We start from the raw sequence: 17,609 nt of genomic DNA on the forward strand, positions 1-17,609 counted from the left end.
ATCCGGTTTGGCGCAGTCGACGCCGGCCATTTGCACGCAGGTCGTTTCCTATCGTTCCGCGCACACCGTCCGAGGGACGAATGACGTTCGGCACACAATGAACCTTCTTTTTTCGAGGCGCCAGCTCATCAATCTGGCGGTCGTCGTGGCAGCCATCGGGGCCAATGCGTTCGTCGCCTGGTCGCAGATCGGTTTGCAGCGCGAGATCGATACGCAGGCCGCGCGCGCCTCGCGCGTGAGGCATGACATCGCACGCGTGAGCGATGTGCTGACCGGCGCGATCGGCGCGCTCGCGCACCTGCAGACGACCGGGGAGCAGGAGGCGTCCGGTGCGCGCGCCGGGCGTGCCGCGCTACTCGACGAGATCGTGCGGTCGGCGCGTGCGGGGCTCGCGGACAATCCCGAGCTTGCCGGCCGGTTCGACGCGGTCGCGCCCGAAGCGATTGCGCTCGAGCACGACATCGACGACGCGCTGGTGCGCGCTTCGCTCGCGAGCGACTACATTCGGCTCGATGCGCGCACCCACCAGCTCAACGCGAAGCTTGCGGGGCTCCAAAGCTCGGAGGATCTCGCACTGGCCGGTGCGCTCAGCGAAGCGGCCCGGTCGGCGAGCCGTACGCTGCTGATGCTGGTCGTGACGATGCTGGCGGGCGTCACCGTGCTCATCTACACCTTCACCGTGCGCGAGAACGCGGCTCGCGAGCTGCTGCGCGGCGTGCGCACGCGCGGCGAGCGCTTCCAGGGCCTGTTCGACGCGCACCCGGTGCCGATGTACGTCTTCGACCGCGAGACGCTGCGCTTTCTCGCCGTCAACGCGGCGGCCATCCAGCAGTACGGCTACAGCGAAGAAGAATTTCTGGCGATGACGATCCGCGACATCCGCCCGCCCGAGGACATCTCGCGCCTCGAACAGCACCTCACGCGCTCGGACACGCTCACGCCGAACGTGCGCACGATGGCGGGCATCTGGCATCACCGGCGCCGCGACGGCTCGATCATCAATGCGGATGTGTCGCACCACGCGCTGACCTTCCTCGGCCGCGCCGCGGTATTCGTGCTCGCCGACGACGTCACCGACCAGATCAACGCCGAAGCCGAAGCGCAGCGCTCGAACCAGATGCTCGAAACGGTCATCGACAACATTCCGCAGCGCATCTTCTGGAAGGATGCTCAATCGTGCTATCTCGGCTGCAACATGGCGTTCGCGCGCGACGCGGGCCTTGCGTACCCCGAGCAGGTGGTCGGCAAGTCCGACCAAGAGCTGCCGTGGAGCGCCTACGCGGCGTCCCTGCGCGGGCAGGATCTCGAAGTGCTCGAATCGGGGCTGCCGAACATCAACTTCGAGCAGGACCTCGTGATCCGCGGCGAGCACAAGACGAGGCTGACGAGCAAGCTGCCGATGCTCGATGGCGAGGGCCGCGTGATCGGCGTGCTCGGCACCTACACCGACACCACCGCGTACAAGCGTGCGGATCTCGCGCTGCGCCTGCAAAGCCGCGCGCTCGACGCCTGCGTGAACGCCATTCTCATCACGGCGCCGGGGCTGGACGGCAGCAATCTGATCGAATACGCGAACCCGGCGTTCAGGCGCATCACGGGCTACGACCCGGCTGAAGTGCTCGGCCTCGACAGCCGCTTGCTGCAGCGCGACGACCACGACCAGGACGGACTCATCGCGGTCCGCCAGGCGCTCGTCGCGGACCGCGAGGTGAGCGCCGTGCTGCGCAATTACCGCAAGGACGGCGCGCTCTTCTGGAACCAGCTGCTGATCGCGCCGGTGCCCGGCGTCGACGGCCGCACCACGCACCACATCGGCATCATCAACGACGTCACCGAGCTGATCCGCTATCAGGAGCAGCTCGAATATCAGGCGAACTACGACAGCCTCACGATGCTGCCCAACCGCAACCTGTTGCGCACCCGCCTGCAGCAGGCGCTCATGGCCGCGCAGCGGCACACGCGCAGCGTCGCCGTGGTGTTCGTCGACCTCGACGGTTTCAAGCACGTGAACGACAGCCTCGGCCACAGTGTCGGCGACCGGCTGCTCGCCGTGGTCGCCGAGCAGCTCGTGCGCTGCGTGAGCGCGGGCGACACCGTCGCGCGCCACGGCGGCGACGAGTTCGTGATCGTGCTCGCCGACATCGCCGACGAGCGCGCGCTGGGCGGCTGGATGGAGCACGCGCGCGCGATCATCTCGGAGCCGATGTGGGTCGACGGCACGGAGCTGTACGTCGGCTGCAGCATGGGCGCGAGCCTGTATCCGCAGGACGGCGACGACGCCGAATCGCTGCTCAAGAAGGCCGACGTCGCGATGTACCGCGCGAAGGACATGGGGCGCAACACGTTCCAGTTCTTCCAGCCGGAGATGAACGCGAACGTCGACGTGCGCATGAACCTCGAACGGCGCCTGCGCCGCGCGCTGCGCGACGGCGAATTCAAGCTGCACTACCAGCCGCAGGTCGAGGTGGAAACGGGGCGGATCATCGGCATGGAGGCGCTGGTGCGCTGGTTCGATCCCGACTCGGGGCTCGTGCCGCCCGCGAAGTTCATCCCGGTCGCGGAGGAGAGCGGCCTGATCGGCCAGTTGACGGACTGGGTGCTGCGCGAGGCGTGCCGCCAGAACCGAGCGTGGCAGCGCGCGGGGCTCTTGCCCGTGCGCGTGTCGGTCAACGTGTCGGCGCGCGAATTCCATCAGCGCAATATCGCCGAAGTGGTGACCGAAGTGCTGGCCGAAACCGGACTCGATCCCTGCTATCTCGAACTCGAACTCACCGAAAGCGCGCTCATGCGCAACGCGGAGGAAGCGGTGTCGATGCTGAACGAACTACATGAGCTTGGGATCGGCCTTGCGATCGACGACTTCGGCACCGGCTATTCGAGCCTGAGCTACCTGAAGCGCCTGCCCGTGGACCGGCTGAAGATCGACCAGTCGTTCGTGGCGGATATCGGCACGAACGGCGACGATCAGACGATCACGGCCGCGATCATCGCGCTCGCACACGAACTGCAGTTGAAGGTGATCGCGGAGGGCGTGGAGACGACCGTGCAGTTCGAGTTCCTGCGCGAGCGCGCGTGCGAGGAGATGCAGGGCTTCTTCTTCGCGCCGGCGCTGCCGGGCGACGATATCGAGCGATTGCTGCGCGCGAGCGCCACGCAGGTCGAAAGCCGTGGCGTCGCGTGGGTGCCTTGACGAACCGATGTTGCCGCGCGGGGCGCTCGCTGCATCTCTGCAGGCTCGCCCCGGCAGGTTTTACTCGAGCGGCGGCAGCGGGCGCGGACGGCGGTCGTTGCCGGTGGCGACGTAGGTGAGCGTCGCTTCGGTGACTTTGACGACCTCGTCGGCGAGGCGCATGCGCTGGGCGTACACCTCGACTTCGACGGTCACCGACGTCCGGCCCGTCTTCACGATCTCGGCATAGAAACTCAGCAGATCGCCGACGAACACCGGCTGCTTGAAGAGAAACGAATTCACCGCGACGGTCGCGACGCGGCCGTTCGCGCGGCGGCTCGCCGGGATCGAGCCGGCGATGTCGACCTGCGACATGATCCAGCCGCCGAAGACGTCGCCGTGGACGTTCGCGTCCGAGGGCTGCGGCATGACGCGCAAGGCGGGCGGTTGTTGGGGGAGCGGCTGGGCGTCGTTCATCGGTAATCCACAAAAAGGGGTAAAACGTTGGGGCGTCGGCGCGCCTGAGGGACGCGGAAGGTGCGTCTAATGTACGACTAAAATGCGCCGGTTATGCACCGGTTATGCACCGGTTGGCGGGCTTCAGCGGCCTGTGCGGCGTTCTGCGACAATACCCGGACTACGAATTGTACGAGAAAGCGGTACGGGAAAGCGGGCTTGCGGCTGGCCGATGCAGACAGCGCGCTTTGCGCCGAACGCTCCGCCGAAGGCCCCGCCGGACCGGTTGTCCGCCACGCCGCCAACACCCCGAAATACGTCCTCACGCCCCGCTTTCGCCCATGCGCCATTTCCCGTCCTCCAACGAACCCGCGCTGCCCGCCGTCGGCCCGCGCAACGACTGGCAGACGATCGTCTCGCTGCTGCCGTATCTCACGGCCTACAAATGGCGCGTGGCGTTCGCGCTCGCGTGCCTGATCGGCGCGAAGGTCGCGAACCTCGGCGTGCCGGTCGTGATGAAGCACATCGTCGACAATCTCGCCTCGGTGCGCCAGCTCGCGGCGCTCGGACGCGAACAGCACGCCCCCGGCATCGTGCTCGTCGGCGGGATCGGGCTGCTCGTGGTCGCTTATGCGGTCGTGCGGCTCTCGACGTCGCTCTTCACCGAACTGCGCGAGATCCTGTTCGCGAAGGTCACGCAAAGCGCCGTGCGCCTGCTTGCGCTCAGGGTGTTCCGCCATCTGCACGCGCTCTCGCTGCGCTTCCATCTCGACCGGCAGACGGGCGGCATGTCGCGCGACATCGAGCGCGGCACGCGCGGCATCATGCAGCTCATTTCGTACTCGCTTTACAGCATCTTGCCGACGCTCGTGGAAGTGGGGCTCGTGCTCGGCTTCCTGGTCGTGAAGTACGAGGCGTATTACGCGATCGTCACGCTCATCGCGCTCGTCGTGTACATCGTGTTCACGGTGCGGGTGACCGAGTGGCGCACGCACTTTCGCCGCACCATGAACGAACTCGATTCGCGTGCGAATTCGCGCGCCGTCGACTCGCTGCTCAACTACGAGACCGTCAAGTATTTCGGCAACGAAGAGTGGGAAGCGAAGCGCTACGACGAAAATCTGCAGCGCTACCGCGCGGCTGCGATCCAGTCGCAGCAGTCGCTCTCGGCGCTGAATTTCGGGCAGCAGACGATCATCGGCACGGGGCTCGTGTTCATCCTGTGGCGCGCGACGCAAGGCGTGATGGCGGGCAGGCTCACGCTCGGCGACCTCGTGCTCATCAACACGTTCATGCTGCAGCTCTACATTCCGCTGAATTTTCTCGGTGCGGTGTATCGCGAACTCAAGCAGAGCCTCACCGACATGGACCGCATGTTCACGCTGCTCACGGTCTCGCGCGAAGTCGCCGACGCGTCGAATGCGCCGCAGCTCGCCGTGCGCGGCGGCGAAGTGCGCTTTTCGCGCGTGAGCTTCGCCTATGAGCCGTCGCGACAGATCCTGCGTGACGTGAGCTTCACGATTGCCGCCGGGACGACGACGGCGGTGGTGGGCCACAGCGGCTCGGGCAAGTCGACGCTCGCGCGCCTGCTGTTCCGCTTCTACGATCTCGAGCGCGAGACGGGCGGCGCGATCACGATCGACGGCCAGGATATCCGTGACGTCACGCAGGAGACGCTGCGTGCGTCGATCGGCATCGTGCCGCAGGATACGGTGCTGTTCAACGATTCGATCTACTACAACATCGCGTACGGGCGGCCCGATGCGAGCCGCGACGAAGTGATCGCGGCGGCGCGCGCGGCGCATATTCACGCGTTCATCGAGACGCTGCCGAAGGGCTATGACACGCCGGTCGGCGAGCGTGGACTGAAGCTGTCGGGCGGCGAGAAGCAGCGGGTCGCGATTGCGCGCACGCTGCTGAAGAATCCGCCGATCCTGCTGTTCGACGAGGCGACCTCGGCGCTCGATTCGCGCTCGGAGCGCGCGATCCAGCAGGAACTCGACAACATCGCGCGCGAGCGCACGACGCTCGTGATCGCGCACCGGCTCTCCACGGTCGTGAATGCCGAGCAGATCATCGTGATGGACCACGGGCGGATCGTTGAACGCGGCACGCATGCCGAATTGCTGCGCGCGAGCGGCCACTATGCGCAGATGTGGGCGCTCCAGCAGCAGAAGTCGAGCGAGCCGGCCGGGCAGATGGCGGAGCCTGCGGGCGGGAAATGAGGCACGCGGCGGTGCGTGCGGGCGTGCGGGCGGGTTGGGCGTGGCGCTTGTTGAGGCTCAGGCGGCCCATGCAGCGGCCCATGCACCCCATGCAGCATTCGCGGGCCGTCCGCTGCGCTTTAACCGTGCTGTCGGGTCAGCAAGGCTTCGTCGAGCGCCGCGAGTTGCGCGGGCGTGCCGACGTTTTCCCAGTGTCCTTCGTAAAGCTCGCCGCTCGCACGCCGCTGCGCGATGCTCTCGCGGTAGTACGGCGTGAGCGCGCGCTTCGTGCCGCGCGCGAGCGCCCGGAACATGCGCGTGTCGTAGAGCCCGATGTTGCCGAAGGTGTAGCGCGGCGCGCCGTCGGCGGCGAGCAGGCCATCGGCGCCGAGGGTGAAATCGCCGTGGGGATGGAACGGCGGATTCGGGACCATCACGAGGTGCATGTGCGGCTCGGGCTGCGCGGCAAGCGCTTCGGCGCGTGCGTCGAGCCGCGCGAAGTCGAATTCGCTGTAGACGTCGCCGCTCACGGCGAGGAACACCGCCGGTTCGCCTTTCGGTTCGAGGAGCGGCAGCGCTGCGGCGATGCCGCCCGCCGTCTCCAGCGCTTCGCGCTCGGGCGAGTAGCGCAGCGCGACGCCGAATTGCTGGCCGTCGCCGAGCGCCGCCTCGATCCGGCCGCCGAGCCACGCGTGATTGATCACGATATTCGTGTAACCGGCCGCCACAAGCCGCTCGATCTGCCACGCGATCAGCGGTTTGCCGCCGACGCTCAGCAGCGGTTTGGGACAGGTATCGGTGAGCGGGCGCATGCGCTCGCCGCGCCCGGCTGCGAAGATCATCGCCGTGCGCTCGAAACGGGCGCGGCTCATTGGGCAAACCTCATCGGGCAAACCTCATCGGGCAAACCTCATCGTGTGAATCTCGTCATGGGCGGGCATGGTCAGAAGGTGTAGCCGGTTTCGACGCTCGCGCCCTGCAGCTCGTCGATGAGCCGCGCGAACGCCGCCAGCGGCCGGTAGCGATGCGCGACCTTGCTCGCGTAGCCGAGGAAGCGCGGCAGGTCGGCCATGTAGTGCGCCTTGCCGTCGCGGTAGTTGATGCGGCAGAAGAGGCCGAGCACCTTGATGTGCCGCTGCAGGCCCATCCATTCGAGCTGGCGGTAGAACTCGCCGAAGTCGGCGTCGACGGGCAGCCCGGCCTTTTTGGCGCGCTCCCAGTACCACGCGACGCAATCGAGTTCGAATTCCTCGTCCCAGCTGATAAATGCGTCGCGCAGCAGCGACGCAATGTCGTACGTGATCGGGCCGTACACCGCGTCCTGGAAGTCGAGCACGCCCGGATTCGGCGTTGCGATCATCAGGTTGCGCGGCATGAAATCGCGCAGCATGAACACCTGCGGCTGCATGCGCGCATTCGCCACGAGCAGCGCGAAGGTGCGATCGAGCACGCCGCGCGTGGCCCCGTCGATTTCGCGGCCGAGATGACGCTGCAGATACCACTCGGGCATCAGCTCCATTTCGCGGCGCAAAAACGCTTCGTCGAACGGCGGCAGCACGTCTTCGCGCGACGACAGCTGCCAGCGGATCAGCGCATCGAGTGCGTCGCGCATCAGTTCGCGCGAGCGCGGGCCAGGACCGGCTTCCTGCAACGCCTGCAGATACGGCGCGGCGCCGAGATCGGTCACGAGCATCAGGCCCGCTTCGAAGTCCGCTTCCAGCACGCGCGGCACATGCACGCCCGCTGCGGCGAGCAGATCGGCGATCTGCGCGAATTCGCGGCATTTTTCGGGCGGCGGCGCATCGACGGCAATCAGCGACGCGCCGTGCTCGCCGCTGCCGCTGGTGCTGGTGCTGGCAATGCGAAAGTAGCGCCGGAAGCTCGCGTCGGAGGACGCGGGGACGAGCGTGGCGAGGTCGAGGGCGTAGCGGTCTGCGTGGCGGGCAAGCCAGGCGGCGAGCAGGGCGTGCCGGGAATCGGCGGGGGTGTCGTCTAAACGGGGGGCGGCGGTCGAGGTCATGAAAACCGGGGGCAAAATCAGTGGATCAACGTCTTGCCATATAATACCCCACGACTTTTTTGACGCGACTCGCGCCAAAGCCCACGTGACGGTTCGTACGCCGCCTCGATCGGACGATCGAGGGTACCCGGACGTGCAGCCGGGCCTCGCCTCGCGCCGGCGCGAGAGGTACGAGGCAGCGCTGGACCGGGCAGACGGCCGTGCCGATTCGCCAAAACCATAAATGCCGCCCAGACAGTTTTTCCAGACGATCTCCAGCAGTGACGACGGCGTGCCGGGCAAGCGGCGGCTCATCGCGGCACTCGTGGCCGTGCCGGGTTTGATACCCGCGCTGGCGCACGCCCAGCTGTCGGGCGCCGCCGCCCAGCCCGAGCCGCTGGACGGCCCGTTGAGCCTGCGCCTCGCACCGCAACTCGAAGTTCACCCGAACGTGGCCGGGCAGCGCCCGGCCACGTTCGTGCTCGGCGACTCGACCACCGGCACCGCCAACACCGACATCGCGCTCAGGGGCTCGGCCGAACTGCGCCAGGGCACCAATATCGTGAAGGGCGAGGCGCTGCACTACGACGTCGACACCGACACCGCCGCCGCGTACGGCCACGTCGTGGTCTCCCAGAGCGGCGCGACGTTCACGGGTCCCGAGGCTCACCTGAGAGTCGAAGCCAACGAAGGCTTCATGCCCGCGCCGAAGTATCACTTCACGCTGACGGGCGGCTCCGGCAGCGCCGAGCGCGCGGACCTGCTCGACAGCGAGCGTTCGGTGCTCACGAACGGCACCTACACGGCATGCCGGTGCTCGACGAACCCGGCGTGGTACATCAAGGGCAGCGAGTTCGACTTCGACACCGGCGCGGACGAAGGCGTAGCGCACAACAGCGTGCTGTTCTTCCAGAACGTGCCGATTTTCGCGAGCCCGTGGCTGACGTTTCCGCTGTCGGGCGACCGCCGCAGCGGCTTGTTGCCGCCGACGTTTTCGATCAGCTCGACGAACGGCTATGAGGTCGCGCTGCCGTATTACTTCAACATCGCGCCGAACCGCGACTTGACGCTCACGCCCGAACTGATCTCGAAGCGCGGCGTGTTCACGGAGGCCTCCTACCGGTATCTGTCGACCAACTACAGCGGCACGATCACCGGCACGTTCCTGCCCGACGACGCGATCACGAAGACGAACCGCTACGCGGTGTTCATCCAGCACAACCAGAACTTCGGCGGCGGCTTCGGTGGTTACATCTACTACAACAAGGTCTCGGACAACACCTATCCGGAAGACCTGACTTCACCGGTCAACCAGTTCCTGAACGGCACGCAGCTGCTGTATCAGCAGGAAGCGGGCTTGACCTACAACAACGGCCCGTGGTCGGTGCTCGGGCGCATCCAGCACTGGCAGACGCTCGAGCCGTCCGCAGCGCCGTATGGCCGCGAGCCCCAGTTGAACGTCCAGTACGCGAAGTACAACGTCGGGGGCTTCGACTACGGCGCGGAAGCCGACTACTCGCGCTTTCGCATCACGAGTTCGGACATGACCGAAGGCGACCGCGTCGTCTTCAATCCGTACCTGTCGTACTCGCTGATCGGGCCGGGCTACTTCGTCACGCCGAAGGTGCAGTGGCACTTCGCGTCGTACGACCTCAGCAACATCGGTTCGGGCTCGCCCGCCGGACAGCCGAAGAACTTCACCGAATCGGTGCCGACCTTCAGCTTCGACACGGGGCTAGTGTTCGACCGCTCGGTGCACCTGTTCGGCCGGGATTACATCCAGACGCTGGAACCGCGCCTGTACTACGTGTACACGCCGTACCGGAACCAGAGCTTCGCGCCGCTTTTCGACACGGCCGAGTCCGACTTCGGACTCGCGGAAATCTTCACGCCGAACACGTTCGTCGGCAACGACCGCATCGCCGACGCCAACCGCATCACCGCCGCGCTCACCACGCGCTTTATCGACGCGGCCACGGGCGATGAGCGCGCGCGCTTCGTGCTTGCGCAGCAGTACTACTTCCGCGATCAGCGCGTGACGCTGTTGCCGACCGAGTCGACCGCGCAGGCCACGCATTCGGACCTGATCGCGGGCGCGTCGCTGAAGCTCGGGGCGGGTTTCGCTTCGGAAACGGCGTTCCAATATAATGCCGACAACGAACAGTTCACGAAGGCGAGCGTCGGATTCGGCTACAGTCCGGGGACGAGCCGCGTGTTGAATGTCGCGTACCGCTACACGCGCGCGAACACGACGCTCGACAACCAGCCGATCAACCAGATCCTGATCTCGGCGCAATGGCCGCTCTCGCACCGGGTGTACGCTGTGGGCCGCTTTAACTACGACGTGAACGGCACGCGCCTCGTCGACGGGCTGATCGGCTTGCAGTACGACGCCGACTGCTGGGCGCTCGGCGTCGGCCTGCAGCGCTACGCGAACGGGGTCAATACGACGGGCGGTCAAAACTCGGCTACGCGGTTCCTCGCGCAACTCACGCTCAAGGGGCTGTCGAACGTCGACAACGGGCTGGTGGCGGCGTTCCGCGCCAGCGTGCCGGGCTACACGCCGCTGCCCGGCCAGCCGCCTGTGCCGTCGCGCTTCACGGATTATCAATAACGCGTGATCCGCCGCGTTTTCCCCGGCCGGGATGCGCGGGGCAACGTGGGGTCGGTTGCATAGAGACGGGCGAAGCTGCCCGCCAACATTGGAGTATCTGTGGGAATGATGAACAAGCTTCGCCTGTCAGCTTTCGCTGCGACTTTCCTCGCCGCCGCCGTTCTCGCGCCGGTCGCCCCGGCGCAGGCGCAGGCGCTGCCCGCCGGATCGGGCCAGTCCTCCACGAGCCATGCGGCCGACTCCGGCCAGATGGTCGACACGATTGCCGCCGTCGTGAACAACGGCGTGATCACCCAGCGCGAACTGGATGAGCGCGTCGCAATGATCGCGCGCCGCCTGAACCAGCAGAAAGCGCCCGTGCCGCCGACCGACCAGCTGCGCTCGCAGGTGCTCAACCAGATGGTGATCGAGCGCATCCAGCTCCAGAAGGCGAAGGAAGACGGCATCGTCGTCGACGATGCCGCCATCCAGCGCACGCTCGAACGCCTCGCCCAGGTCAACGGCATGGACCTTGCGACGTACCGTTCGCGTATCGAGGCAGCGGGCGTGCCCTGGAGCACGTTCATGAACGACGCGCGCACCGAGCTCACGCTCTCGAAGCTGCGCGAGCGCGAAGTGGACAGCAAGATCTCGGTCTCGGACGCGGAAGTCGTGAACTACATCGCGAGCCAGCGCGGTCCGAACGCGGGCCAGCAAAACGACCTGCGCTTCGAGCGCATCCTGATCAAGGCGCCGCTCAACGCATCGCAGACGGACATCGAAGCCGCGCAGGCCAAGGCTAACGCGCTGCTCAAAGAAGCGCTCGGGGGCAGCAAGTTCACGAGCCTCGCGAAGTCGAACTCGCAGGCGCCGGAAGCGAAAGCGGGCGGCGACATGGGCTTTCTGCCGCCGGAGAAGCTTCCCGCCGAATTCGTGACGGCCGCATCGATGTTGCGCCCGGGCGAGGTGAGCCCGTCGGTGGTCCGCACGAACGACGGTTTCGAGATCATCCGTCTCGTCGATCGACGCGCGGGCCGCGGTACGTCCGGCGATGCGCCGAAGCTCGTGCAGACGCACGTGCGCCACATCCTGCTGCGCGTCGGCGAAGGCACGTCGGAGCCGGAAGCGCGCCAGAAGCTTCTCGAAATCAAGCGTGAACTGCAGGCAGGCGGCGATTTCGAGAAATTCGCGCGCAGCTACTCGCAGGACGGTTCGGCCTCGCAGGGCGGCGATCTCGGCTGGGTCAGCCCGGGCGAAACCGTGCCCGAATTCGAACGCGCCATGAACACGCTGCAGGACGGCCAGGTCAGCGATCCGGTCCGCACCGAATACGGTTACCACCTGATCCAGGTGCTCGGCCGCCGCGACGCCGAAGGCTCGGTCTCGCAGCAGATGGACATCGCGCGCCAGGCCATCGGCCAACGCAAGGCGGAGCGCGCCTACGCCGACTGGCTGCGCGAATTGCGCGACAGCGCCTACGTCGACTACAAGATCAGCGGCGTGACGCCGCCGCAGCACTAAAGGAATCGCGCCGTGAACGCCCCCGCAACCTCGTCGTCGGCCACGCGGGGGCCTCAGTCTGTCCCGCAGCTTGTTCGAATCGCCATCACCACCGGCGAGCCTGCCGGCGTCGGTCCCGAACTGACTGCGGTGGCGCTCGCGGGCGCGGCCGCGCACTGGCCGGATGCGGAGTTTGTCGTCCTCGGCGATGCGGACCTGCTGGCGGCGCGCGCCGCCGCCGTGAACGTCGACTGGGCTGCACTCTGCACGATTGGCGCGGGTTCGCGTGTGCGCGTCGAGCATGTGCCGCTCGCGGCACCGGTGCAGGCAGGCAAGCTCGATGCCGCCAATGGCCGCTACGTGCTTGCGTTGCTCGACCGTGCAATCGACGGCGCGATGGCGCAGACGTTCGACGCGATCGTCACCGCGCCGCTGCAAAAAAGCACGATCAACGATGCCGGCGTGCCGTTCACCGGTCATACCGAATATCTGGCGGAGCGCACGCATACGCCGCGTGTCGTGATGATGCTCGCGGGCACGGGCCCGGGCATGACGAGGCCGCTGCGCGTGGCGCTCGCGACGACGCATCTGCCGCTCAAGGACGTCCCCGCCGCGCTGACGATCGATTCGCTCGTCGAGACACTGCGCATCATCGACCACGACCTGCGCCGCCATTTCGGCGTGCCGCAGCCGCGCATCCTCGTGACGGGGCTCAATCCGCACGCGGGCGAAAACGGCTACCTGGGCCGCGAAGAGATCGACACGATTTCGCCCGCGCTCAAGGCAGCCGTTGCAGCCGGGATCGACGCGCGCGGTCCCTATCCCGCCGATACGCTGTTCCAGCCGCGCTACCTCAACGAAGCCGATTGCGTGCTGGCGATGTTCCACGACCAGGGCCTGCCGGTCCTGAAATACGCGACGTTCGGTGAAGGCATCAACGTGACGCTCGGTCTGCCGATCATCCGTACGTCGGTGGATCACGGCACCGCGCTCGATCTCGCCGGGACGGGCCGCGCCGATGCGGGCAGCCTGATCGCCGCAGTCGACGCCGCCGTTTCGATGGCGCGCTTTCGTCACACCCGCGCCGCGCCCCCCTGATTGATTTTCCAGACGATGTCCAATAGCAGCAGACAGCACCAGGGCCACTTTGCGCGCAAGCGCTTCGGGCAAAATTTTCTCGTCGACATGGGCGTGATCAACGCGATTGTCAACACGATTCGCCCGCAGCGCGGCGAACGCATGGTCGAGATCGGGCCGGGCCTCGGCGCGCTCACCGAGCCGCTGATCGAGCGGCTCGCCACGCCCGAATCGCCGCTGCACGCGGTCGAGCTCGACCGCGACCTGATCGCGCGGCTCACGAAGAAGTTCGGCGCGCTGCTCGAACTCCACGCGGGCGACGCGCTCTCGTTCGATTTCGGCTCGCTCGCGGCGCCTGGCGAGAAGCCGTCGCTGCGGATCGTCGGCAATCTGCCGTACAACATTTCGAGCCCGCTGCTGTTTCACCTCGCGACGTTCGCGCCGTGTGTGATCGATCAGCACTTCATGCTGCAGAACGAAGTGGTCGAGCGCATGGTCGCCGAGCCGGGCAGCAAGGCGTTCGGCCGCCTCACGGTGATGCTGCAGTACCGCTACGTCATCGACAAGCTCATCGACGTGCCGCCCGAATCGTTTCAGCCGCCGCCGAAGGTCGATTCGGCGATCGTCCGCATGATTCCGTATGCGCCGCACGAACTGCCGGTCGTCGATGAGGCGATCCTCGGCGATCTCGTGACCGCCGCGTTCTCGCAGCGGCGCAAGATGCTGCGCAACACGCTCGGCGCGTATCGCGAGCGCGTGGATTTCGAGGGGCTCGGTTTCGATCTCGCGCGCCGCGCCGAGGATGTGGCCGTAGAAGAGTATGTGAGCATCGCGCAGGCGCTGGGCCGGGACGAGCAGGCGCGCGGCTGATCGCGCAGCGCTTCAGCTTCGCTTCGCTTTCGCGGGCGCGTTGACGAGCGCGATCCCGGCCAGCACGAGCAGCGCGGCGGCGAGAAAGCGGCTGCTGAACGATTCGCCGAGCAGCAGCACGCCGAACGTGACGCCGAACAGCGGCGTGAGGAACGAGAACACCGAAAGCCGCGACGCCATATAGCGCGTGAGGAGCCAGAACCACGCGAGATAGCTCGCGAATGCGACTACCACGGCTTGATAGCCGAGCGACACGACCGCAAGCGGCGTGACGGTGCGGACCTCCATCTGGCCGAGACCGGCCGCGAGCGCAAGCAGCACGAGCGCCGACACTGCCAGTTGATAGAAGAGCACCTTGCTCGCGCTCACGTGCGCGAGCGTGCTGGTGCGCACGACGACGGTCGTCGCGGCCCACAGCGCGCCGCCGAGCACACCGAGCGCATCGCCTGCGAGACCGGTGAGCATCGCGTGCAGATCGTTCGCGCTGCCCGCGCCGTTGCCCGCACTGCTGCTTGTACCGTTGCGTACGAAACCATCCGCGAAGGCGAGCGCCATGCCCGCAAACGCCACCGCAATCCCGATCCACTGGGTACGTCGCATCCGCTCGCCAGGCGTGAACCAGTGCAGGCCGAGCGCCGTGAAGCAGGGCGCGGTGTAAAGGAACACGGCCATGCGCGACGCGCTTGTCATCGTCAGGCCGAGAAAGATGCAGATGAACTCGCCCGCGAACAGCACGCCCGCGAGCAGACCCGCGGCCAGCGTGCCGTCCTCGCGAAAGAGCGGCGTGCCGCGCGCGCGTGCGAAGCCGCACACGAGCACGGCGGCAATCGCCGAGCGCAGCCCAGCCTGCAATACCGGCGGCAGCATCGCATTGGCGCTCTTGATGGCGACTTGCTGGAGGCCCCAGATCGCGCAGAGCACGATCATCAGGATCACAGCCTGGCTGTCGGGTGCGCGGCGCGCGGGCAGGGCGATTGTGCTCATCGGTCGGCGGACGGCTGTGGTCGGACCGATAAGATATCAAACTCCGTGCGCATTCAATAATGATGCCCCCGCGCCGGATGCGGCGCTTATGGGTGCTTACGGGCGCTTACGTCGCGGCGCGTTGCGCCTCGTAGGCCTTCAAGTGGCTATAGGCGATGCGCAGCACCGAAATCGCGTCGCTGTTCTGCGCTGCACCGCCGCGCCGGATCAAATCGCCGAGCACGTGATCGGCCTCGATTTGCGAGCCGTTCTGCACGTCGCGCAGCATCGATGCCGTGAATGGCGAACCAGGCGCAAAGAGCATCGAGCGCGCGCGGGCGACGAACGCGTCGCGTACCGCGTGGCTGTTCGCGGCGGCAATCGCGCGGCACTCGGCGAAGAGGCGCTCGACAGTCGCTTCGCCATCGGGCGTGGCGAGAATGGTGCCGACCGATGCGCGAAACAGACACGTTGCGCCCGCAAGCGATGCGAGGAACACCCACTTTTCCCACATCTCCTGGAGGATGCGTTCGCTCGCCTCGACATTGAAACCGGCGTTGGAGAACGTATCGGCGATGGCTTGGGCGCGCATCGAGATGCCGCCTCCGAGGTCGCCGAAGGTGATCGCGTGCATGTCGTTCAGATGCACGATTTCGCGTTGCCCGTTCAGTGTCGCGGCAATCACGCAAACGCCGCCGAGAACGGCTTGCGTGCCGAAGCGCGCCTGCAGCACGTCGAGGTGGCGCATGCCGTTCAGGAGCGGCAGGATCAGCGTCGAGGGGCCGACGCCCGCCGCGAACGAGTCGATCGCGCTGTCGAGATCGTAGGCCTTGCAACTGAGCAGCACGACGTCGAATGGCTGCGCACCCGGCGCTTTCAGTGCGTCCTGCGTGACGGTTTTGACGTCGCGCAGCGCGAGATCGCCGAAGCGGCTGCGGATCACGAGACCGTGTTCGCGCAACTGTGCCGCGCGCGCAGGCCGTACGAGGAATGTCACGTCGCGCCCGGCGGCCGCCAGGCGCCCGCCGAAGTAACCGCCCGTCGCCCCTGCTCCCACGATCAGAATCCGCATGTCTTCTCCTTGAATCGATCAGCGTCTCAACTTCGACTGTATGGCTTGCCTGCCGCACCTGGCAAATTCGGGATGGCGTTCATGCTAGTGCAAATCGGGGAAGCTTGCCGGTCCGGCTGGTCCGGTCCGGCGTGGGCAGCGGAAACGGGATTTTGGTAGAGTCCGGTTTTTGACGATGGCAAAACGGAGTTCACGATGCGCCTGCTTCACACGATGATCCGGGTTGGCGACCTCGATCGCTCGATCAAGTTCTACACCGAACTGCTCGGTATGAAACTGCTGCGCCGCCACGACTATCCCGAAGGCAAATTCACGCTGGCGTTCGTCGGCTACACCGACGAGCGCGATGGCGCCGTGATCGAGCTGACCCACAACTGGGATACGCCTTCGTACGATCTGGGGACGGGTTTCGGTCACCTGGCGGTGGAAGTCGACGACGCCTACGCGGCCTGCGCGAAGATCAAGGCGCAGGGCGGCACCGTCGTGCGCGAGGCCGGGCCGATGAAGCACGGCACCACCGTGATTGCGTTCGTAACCGATCCGGACGGCTACAAGATCGAATTCATCCAGAAGAAGTAAGGACGCGCCGTATGTGCTGCAACCGGCGCTGGAACGTTCCGGCGCCGGTTGCGTTTGATTTGAGTTTGATGGCTGACGCTGTGCGTAGTGTCGGCTACGCGTCCTGTTCTGGCAGCTCGCGATTAATCTGCAGTCCGGATAATCGCGCATCGGCTGGCGGCAGCGAAGACGGCCGCCAGACATCCAGCCAGCGAGCCGCTCACACCCCTGGCACCATCTCCGGCGGATGCTGCCTGAGCGTCTTTCGGGCTTCGCGAAACTCGGGAAAAATCGACTCGACCGTTTGCCAGAACCGCGGGCTATGGTTCATTTCGCGCAGGTGAGCCAGTTCGTGCGCGACGACATAATCGACGATCGAAAGGGGAAAGTGCACGAGCCGCCAGTTGAGGCGGATGCGTCCTTCGCTGGAGCAGCTTCCCCAGCGCGTCGCGGCTGAAGAAAGCGCGTATGAGCGAAACGTCACGCCAAGCCGCCCGGCGTAAACCGCGAGCCGCTCGCCGAAAATGCGCTTCGCTTCGCCCTGCAGCCAGCCGAGCGCACGATCCTTGATCTGCTGCGGATCGGCGTGCGGAGGCAATGGCAGCGCCAGCACGCGCGTAGCTTCGTCGAACGCCAGGTGCCGCGCACCCAGCACGACCCGCACGGGCTTGCCGAGATAAGGCAGCTCGGCCCCATCGCTCCATTCGATGCGCGGCAGCGCGCGCTGCTCGACGCGCGTTTGCCATTCGGCGAGCTTGGCGAAAATCCAGCGCTGCTTCTCGGCGATGGCATTTTCGACATCGCCGAGCGTGACCCAGCGCGGCGCCGTGATCGCGAGCCCGGTGCCGTCGATCGCAAAGCCGATCGAGCGCCGTGACGAGCGTTTGAGCCGATAGTGCAGCGTTCGCGCGCCCAGGACGAGCGTGCGCAGCTTCGTGCCGTCCGGCGCGAGCGGCGCGCTGGACGGGGAAGCAGGCGTGGGGAATGTAGCAGGCGACGCCGGCTCGGCGAAGAGCGGCAGATCGAGTTGACGGTTGTCGAGCGCCGCAGCGGGCCGCGGCGTGGAGGACTTCTGCATCGTCAGGTCTGGTGCGATTGAGCGGGTGCCACGTGCCACGCGTGAAGTGTGAAGCGTATCGCTGAATCGC

At 66.4% G+C, this 17,609-nt stretch carries 13 protein-coding genes; 7 read left to right on the plus strand and 6 right to left on the minus strand.

The genetic code is table 11. The annotated features are described in order from the left end of the window. The first annotated feature begins 97 nt into the window (after positions 1 to 97). The gene (locus EPN59_RS11335) at positions 98 to 3,190 is read left to right on the plus strand and encodes an EAL domain-containing protein (RefSeq protein WP_293033336.1); all 3,093 of its coding nucleotides are present in this window, start codon (positions 98 to 100) and stop codon (positions 3,188 to 3,190) included. Positions 3,191 to 3,250: 60 nt separating this feature from the next. On the opposite strand, the gene EPN59_RS11340 is transcribed toward EPN59_RS11335, so the two are convergent. Next, complete coding sequence (locus EPN59_RS11340) at positions 3,251 to 3,646, minus strand: acyl-CoA thioesterase (protein ID WP_293033334.1); 396 nt, start codon at positions 3,644 to 3,646, stop codon at positions 3,251 to 3,253. 320 nt (positions 3,647 to 3,966) lie between these two features. On the opposite strand from EPN59_RS11340, the gene EPN59_RS11345 reads away from it, so the two are divergent. Continuing rightward, entirely contained in the window at positions 3,967 to 5,850 is a 1,884-nt protein-coding gene (locus tag EPN59_RS11345) for an ABC transporter ATP-binding protein/permease (RefSeq protein ID WP_293033332.1), read from the plus strand. A gap of 119 nt (positions 5,851 to 5,969) precedes the next feature. Here the strand turns inward: EPN59_RS11345 and murU are convergent, their stop codons facing one another. Continuing rightward, positions 5,970 to 6,701: an N-acetylmuramate alpha-1-phosphate uridylyltransferase MurU gene (gene murU / locus EPN59_RS11350; RefSeq protein WP_293046068.1), complete on the minus strand. Its 732-nt coding sequence runs from the start codon at positions 6,699 to 6,701 to the stop codon at positions 5,970 to 5,972. A 71-nt stretch (positions 6,702 to 6,772) separates the two neighbouring features. After that, the gene (locus EPN59_RS11355; RefSeq protein WP_293037788.1) at positions 6,773 to 7,849 is read right to left on the minus strand and encodes a phosphotransferase; all 1,077 of its coding nucleotides are present in this window, start codon (positions 7,847 to 7,849) and stop codon (positions 6,773 to 6,775) included. Between the two features lie 223 nt (positions 7,850 to 8,072). Here EPN59_RS11355 and EPN59_RS11360 point away from each other — a divergent pair, with 223 nt between their 5' ends. The 4 genes from EPN59_RS11360 to rsmA all read left to right on the plus strand — a co-directional run bounded on the left by EPN59_RS11360 (position 8,073) and on the right by rsmA (position 13,868). Further along, positions 8,073 to 10,442 (plus strand): LPS-assembly protein LptD, encoded by a 2,370-nt coding sequence (locus EPN59_RS11360; protein WP_293037790.1) that lies wholly within the window; start codon positions 8,073 to 8,075, stop codon positions 10,440 to 10,442. 99 nt (positions 10,443 to 10,541) lie between these two features. Continuing rightward, positions 10,542 to 11,942, plus strand: coding sequence for a peptidylprolyl isomerase (locus EPN59_RS11365; protein WP_293037792.1), 1,401 nt, complete (start codon positions 10,542 to 10,544; stop codon positions 11,940 to 11,942). 12 nt (positions 11,943 to 11,954) lie between these two features. Then, positions 11,955 to 13,019 (plus strand): 4-hydroxythreonine-4-phosphate dehydrogenase PdxA, encoded by a 1,065-nt coding sequence (gene pdxA, locus EPN59_RS11370; protein WP_293037795.1) that lies wholly within the window; start codon positions 11,955 to 11,957, stop codon positions 13,017 to 13,019. Positions 13,020 to 13,034: 15 nt separating this feature from the next. After that, complete coding sequence (rsmA, locus tag EPN59_RS11375; protein WP_293037797.1) at positions 13,035 to 13,868, plus strand: 16S rRNA (adenine(1518)-N(6)/adenine(1519)-N(6))-dimethyltransferase RsmA; 834 nt, start codon at positions 13,035 to 13,037, stop codon at positions 13,866 to 13,868. Positions 13,869 to 13,880: 12 nt separating this feature from the next. On the opposite strand, the gene EPN59_RS11380 is transcribed toward rsmA, so the two are convergent. Beyond that, on the minus strand, positions 13,881 to 14,852 hold the full coding sequence (locus EPN59_RS11380; protein ID WP_293037800.1) for a DMT family transporter: 972 nt from the start codon (positions 14,850 to 14,852) through the stop codon (positions 13,881 to 13,883). 106 nt (positions 14,853 to 14,958) lie between these two features. Further along, positions 14,959 to 15,903, minus strand: coding sequence for a 2-dehydropantoate 2-reductase (gene panE / locus EPN59_RS11385; protein WP_293037803.1), 945 nt, complete (start codon positions 15,901 to 15,903; stop codon positions 14,959 to 14,961). A 195-nt stretch (positions 15,904 to 16,098) separates the two neighbouring features. Here panE and gloA point away from each other — a divergent pair, with 195 nt between their 5' ends. Next, entirely contained in the window at positions 16,099 to 16,482 is a 384-nt protein-coding gene (gene gloA / locus EPN59_RS11390; protein WP_293037806.1) for a lactoylglutathione lyase, read from the plus strand. A gap of 199 nt (positions 16,483 to 16,681) precedes the next feature. On the opposite strand, the gene EPN59_RS11395 is transcribed toward gloA, so the two are convergent. After that, a complete protein-coding gene (locus EPN59_RS11395) occupies positions 16,682 to 17,539 on the minus strand; it encodes a SprT family zinc-dependent metalloprotease (protein ID WP_293037809.1) in 858 nt (285 codons plus the stop codon). Positions 17,540 to 17,609 lie beyond the last annotated feature (70 nt).

Origin of the sequence: Paraburkholderia sp. (genome assembly GCF_004298475.1) — a bacterium.
GTDB lineage: Bacteria > Pseudomonadota > Gammaproteobacteria > Burkholderiales > Burkholderiaceae > Paraburkholderia > Paraburkholderia denitrificans.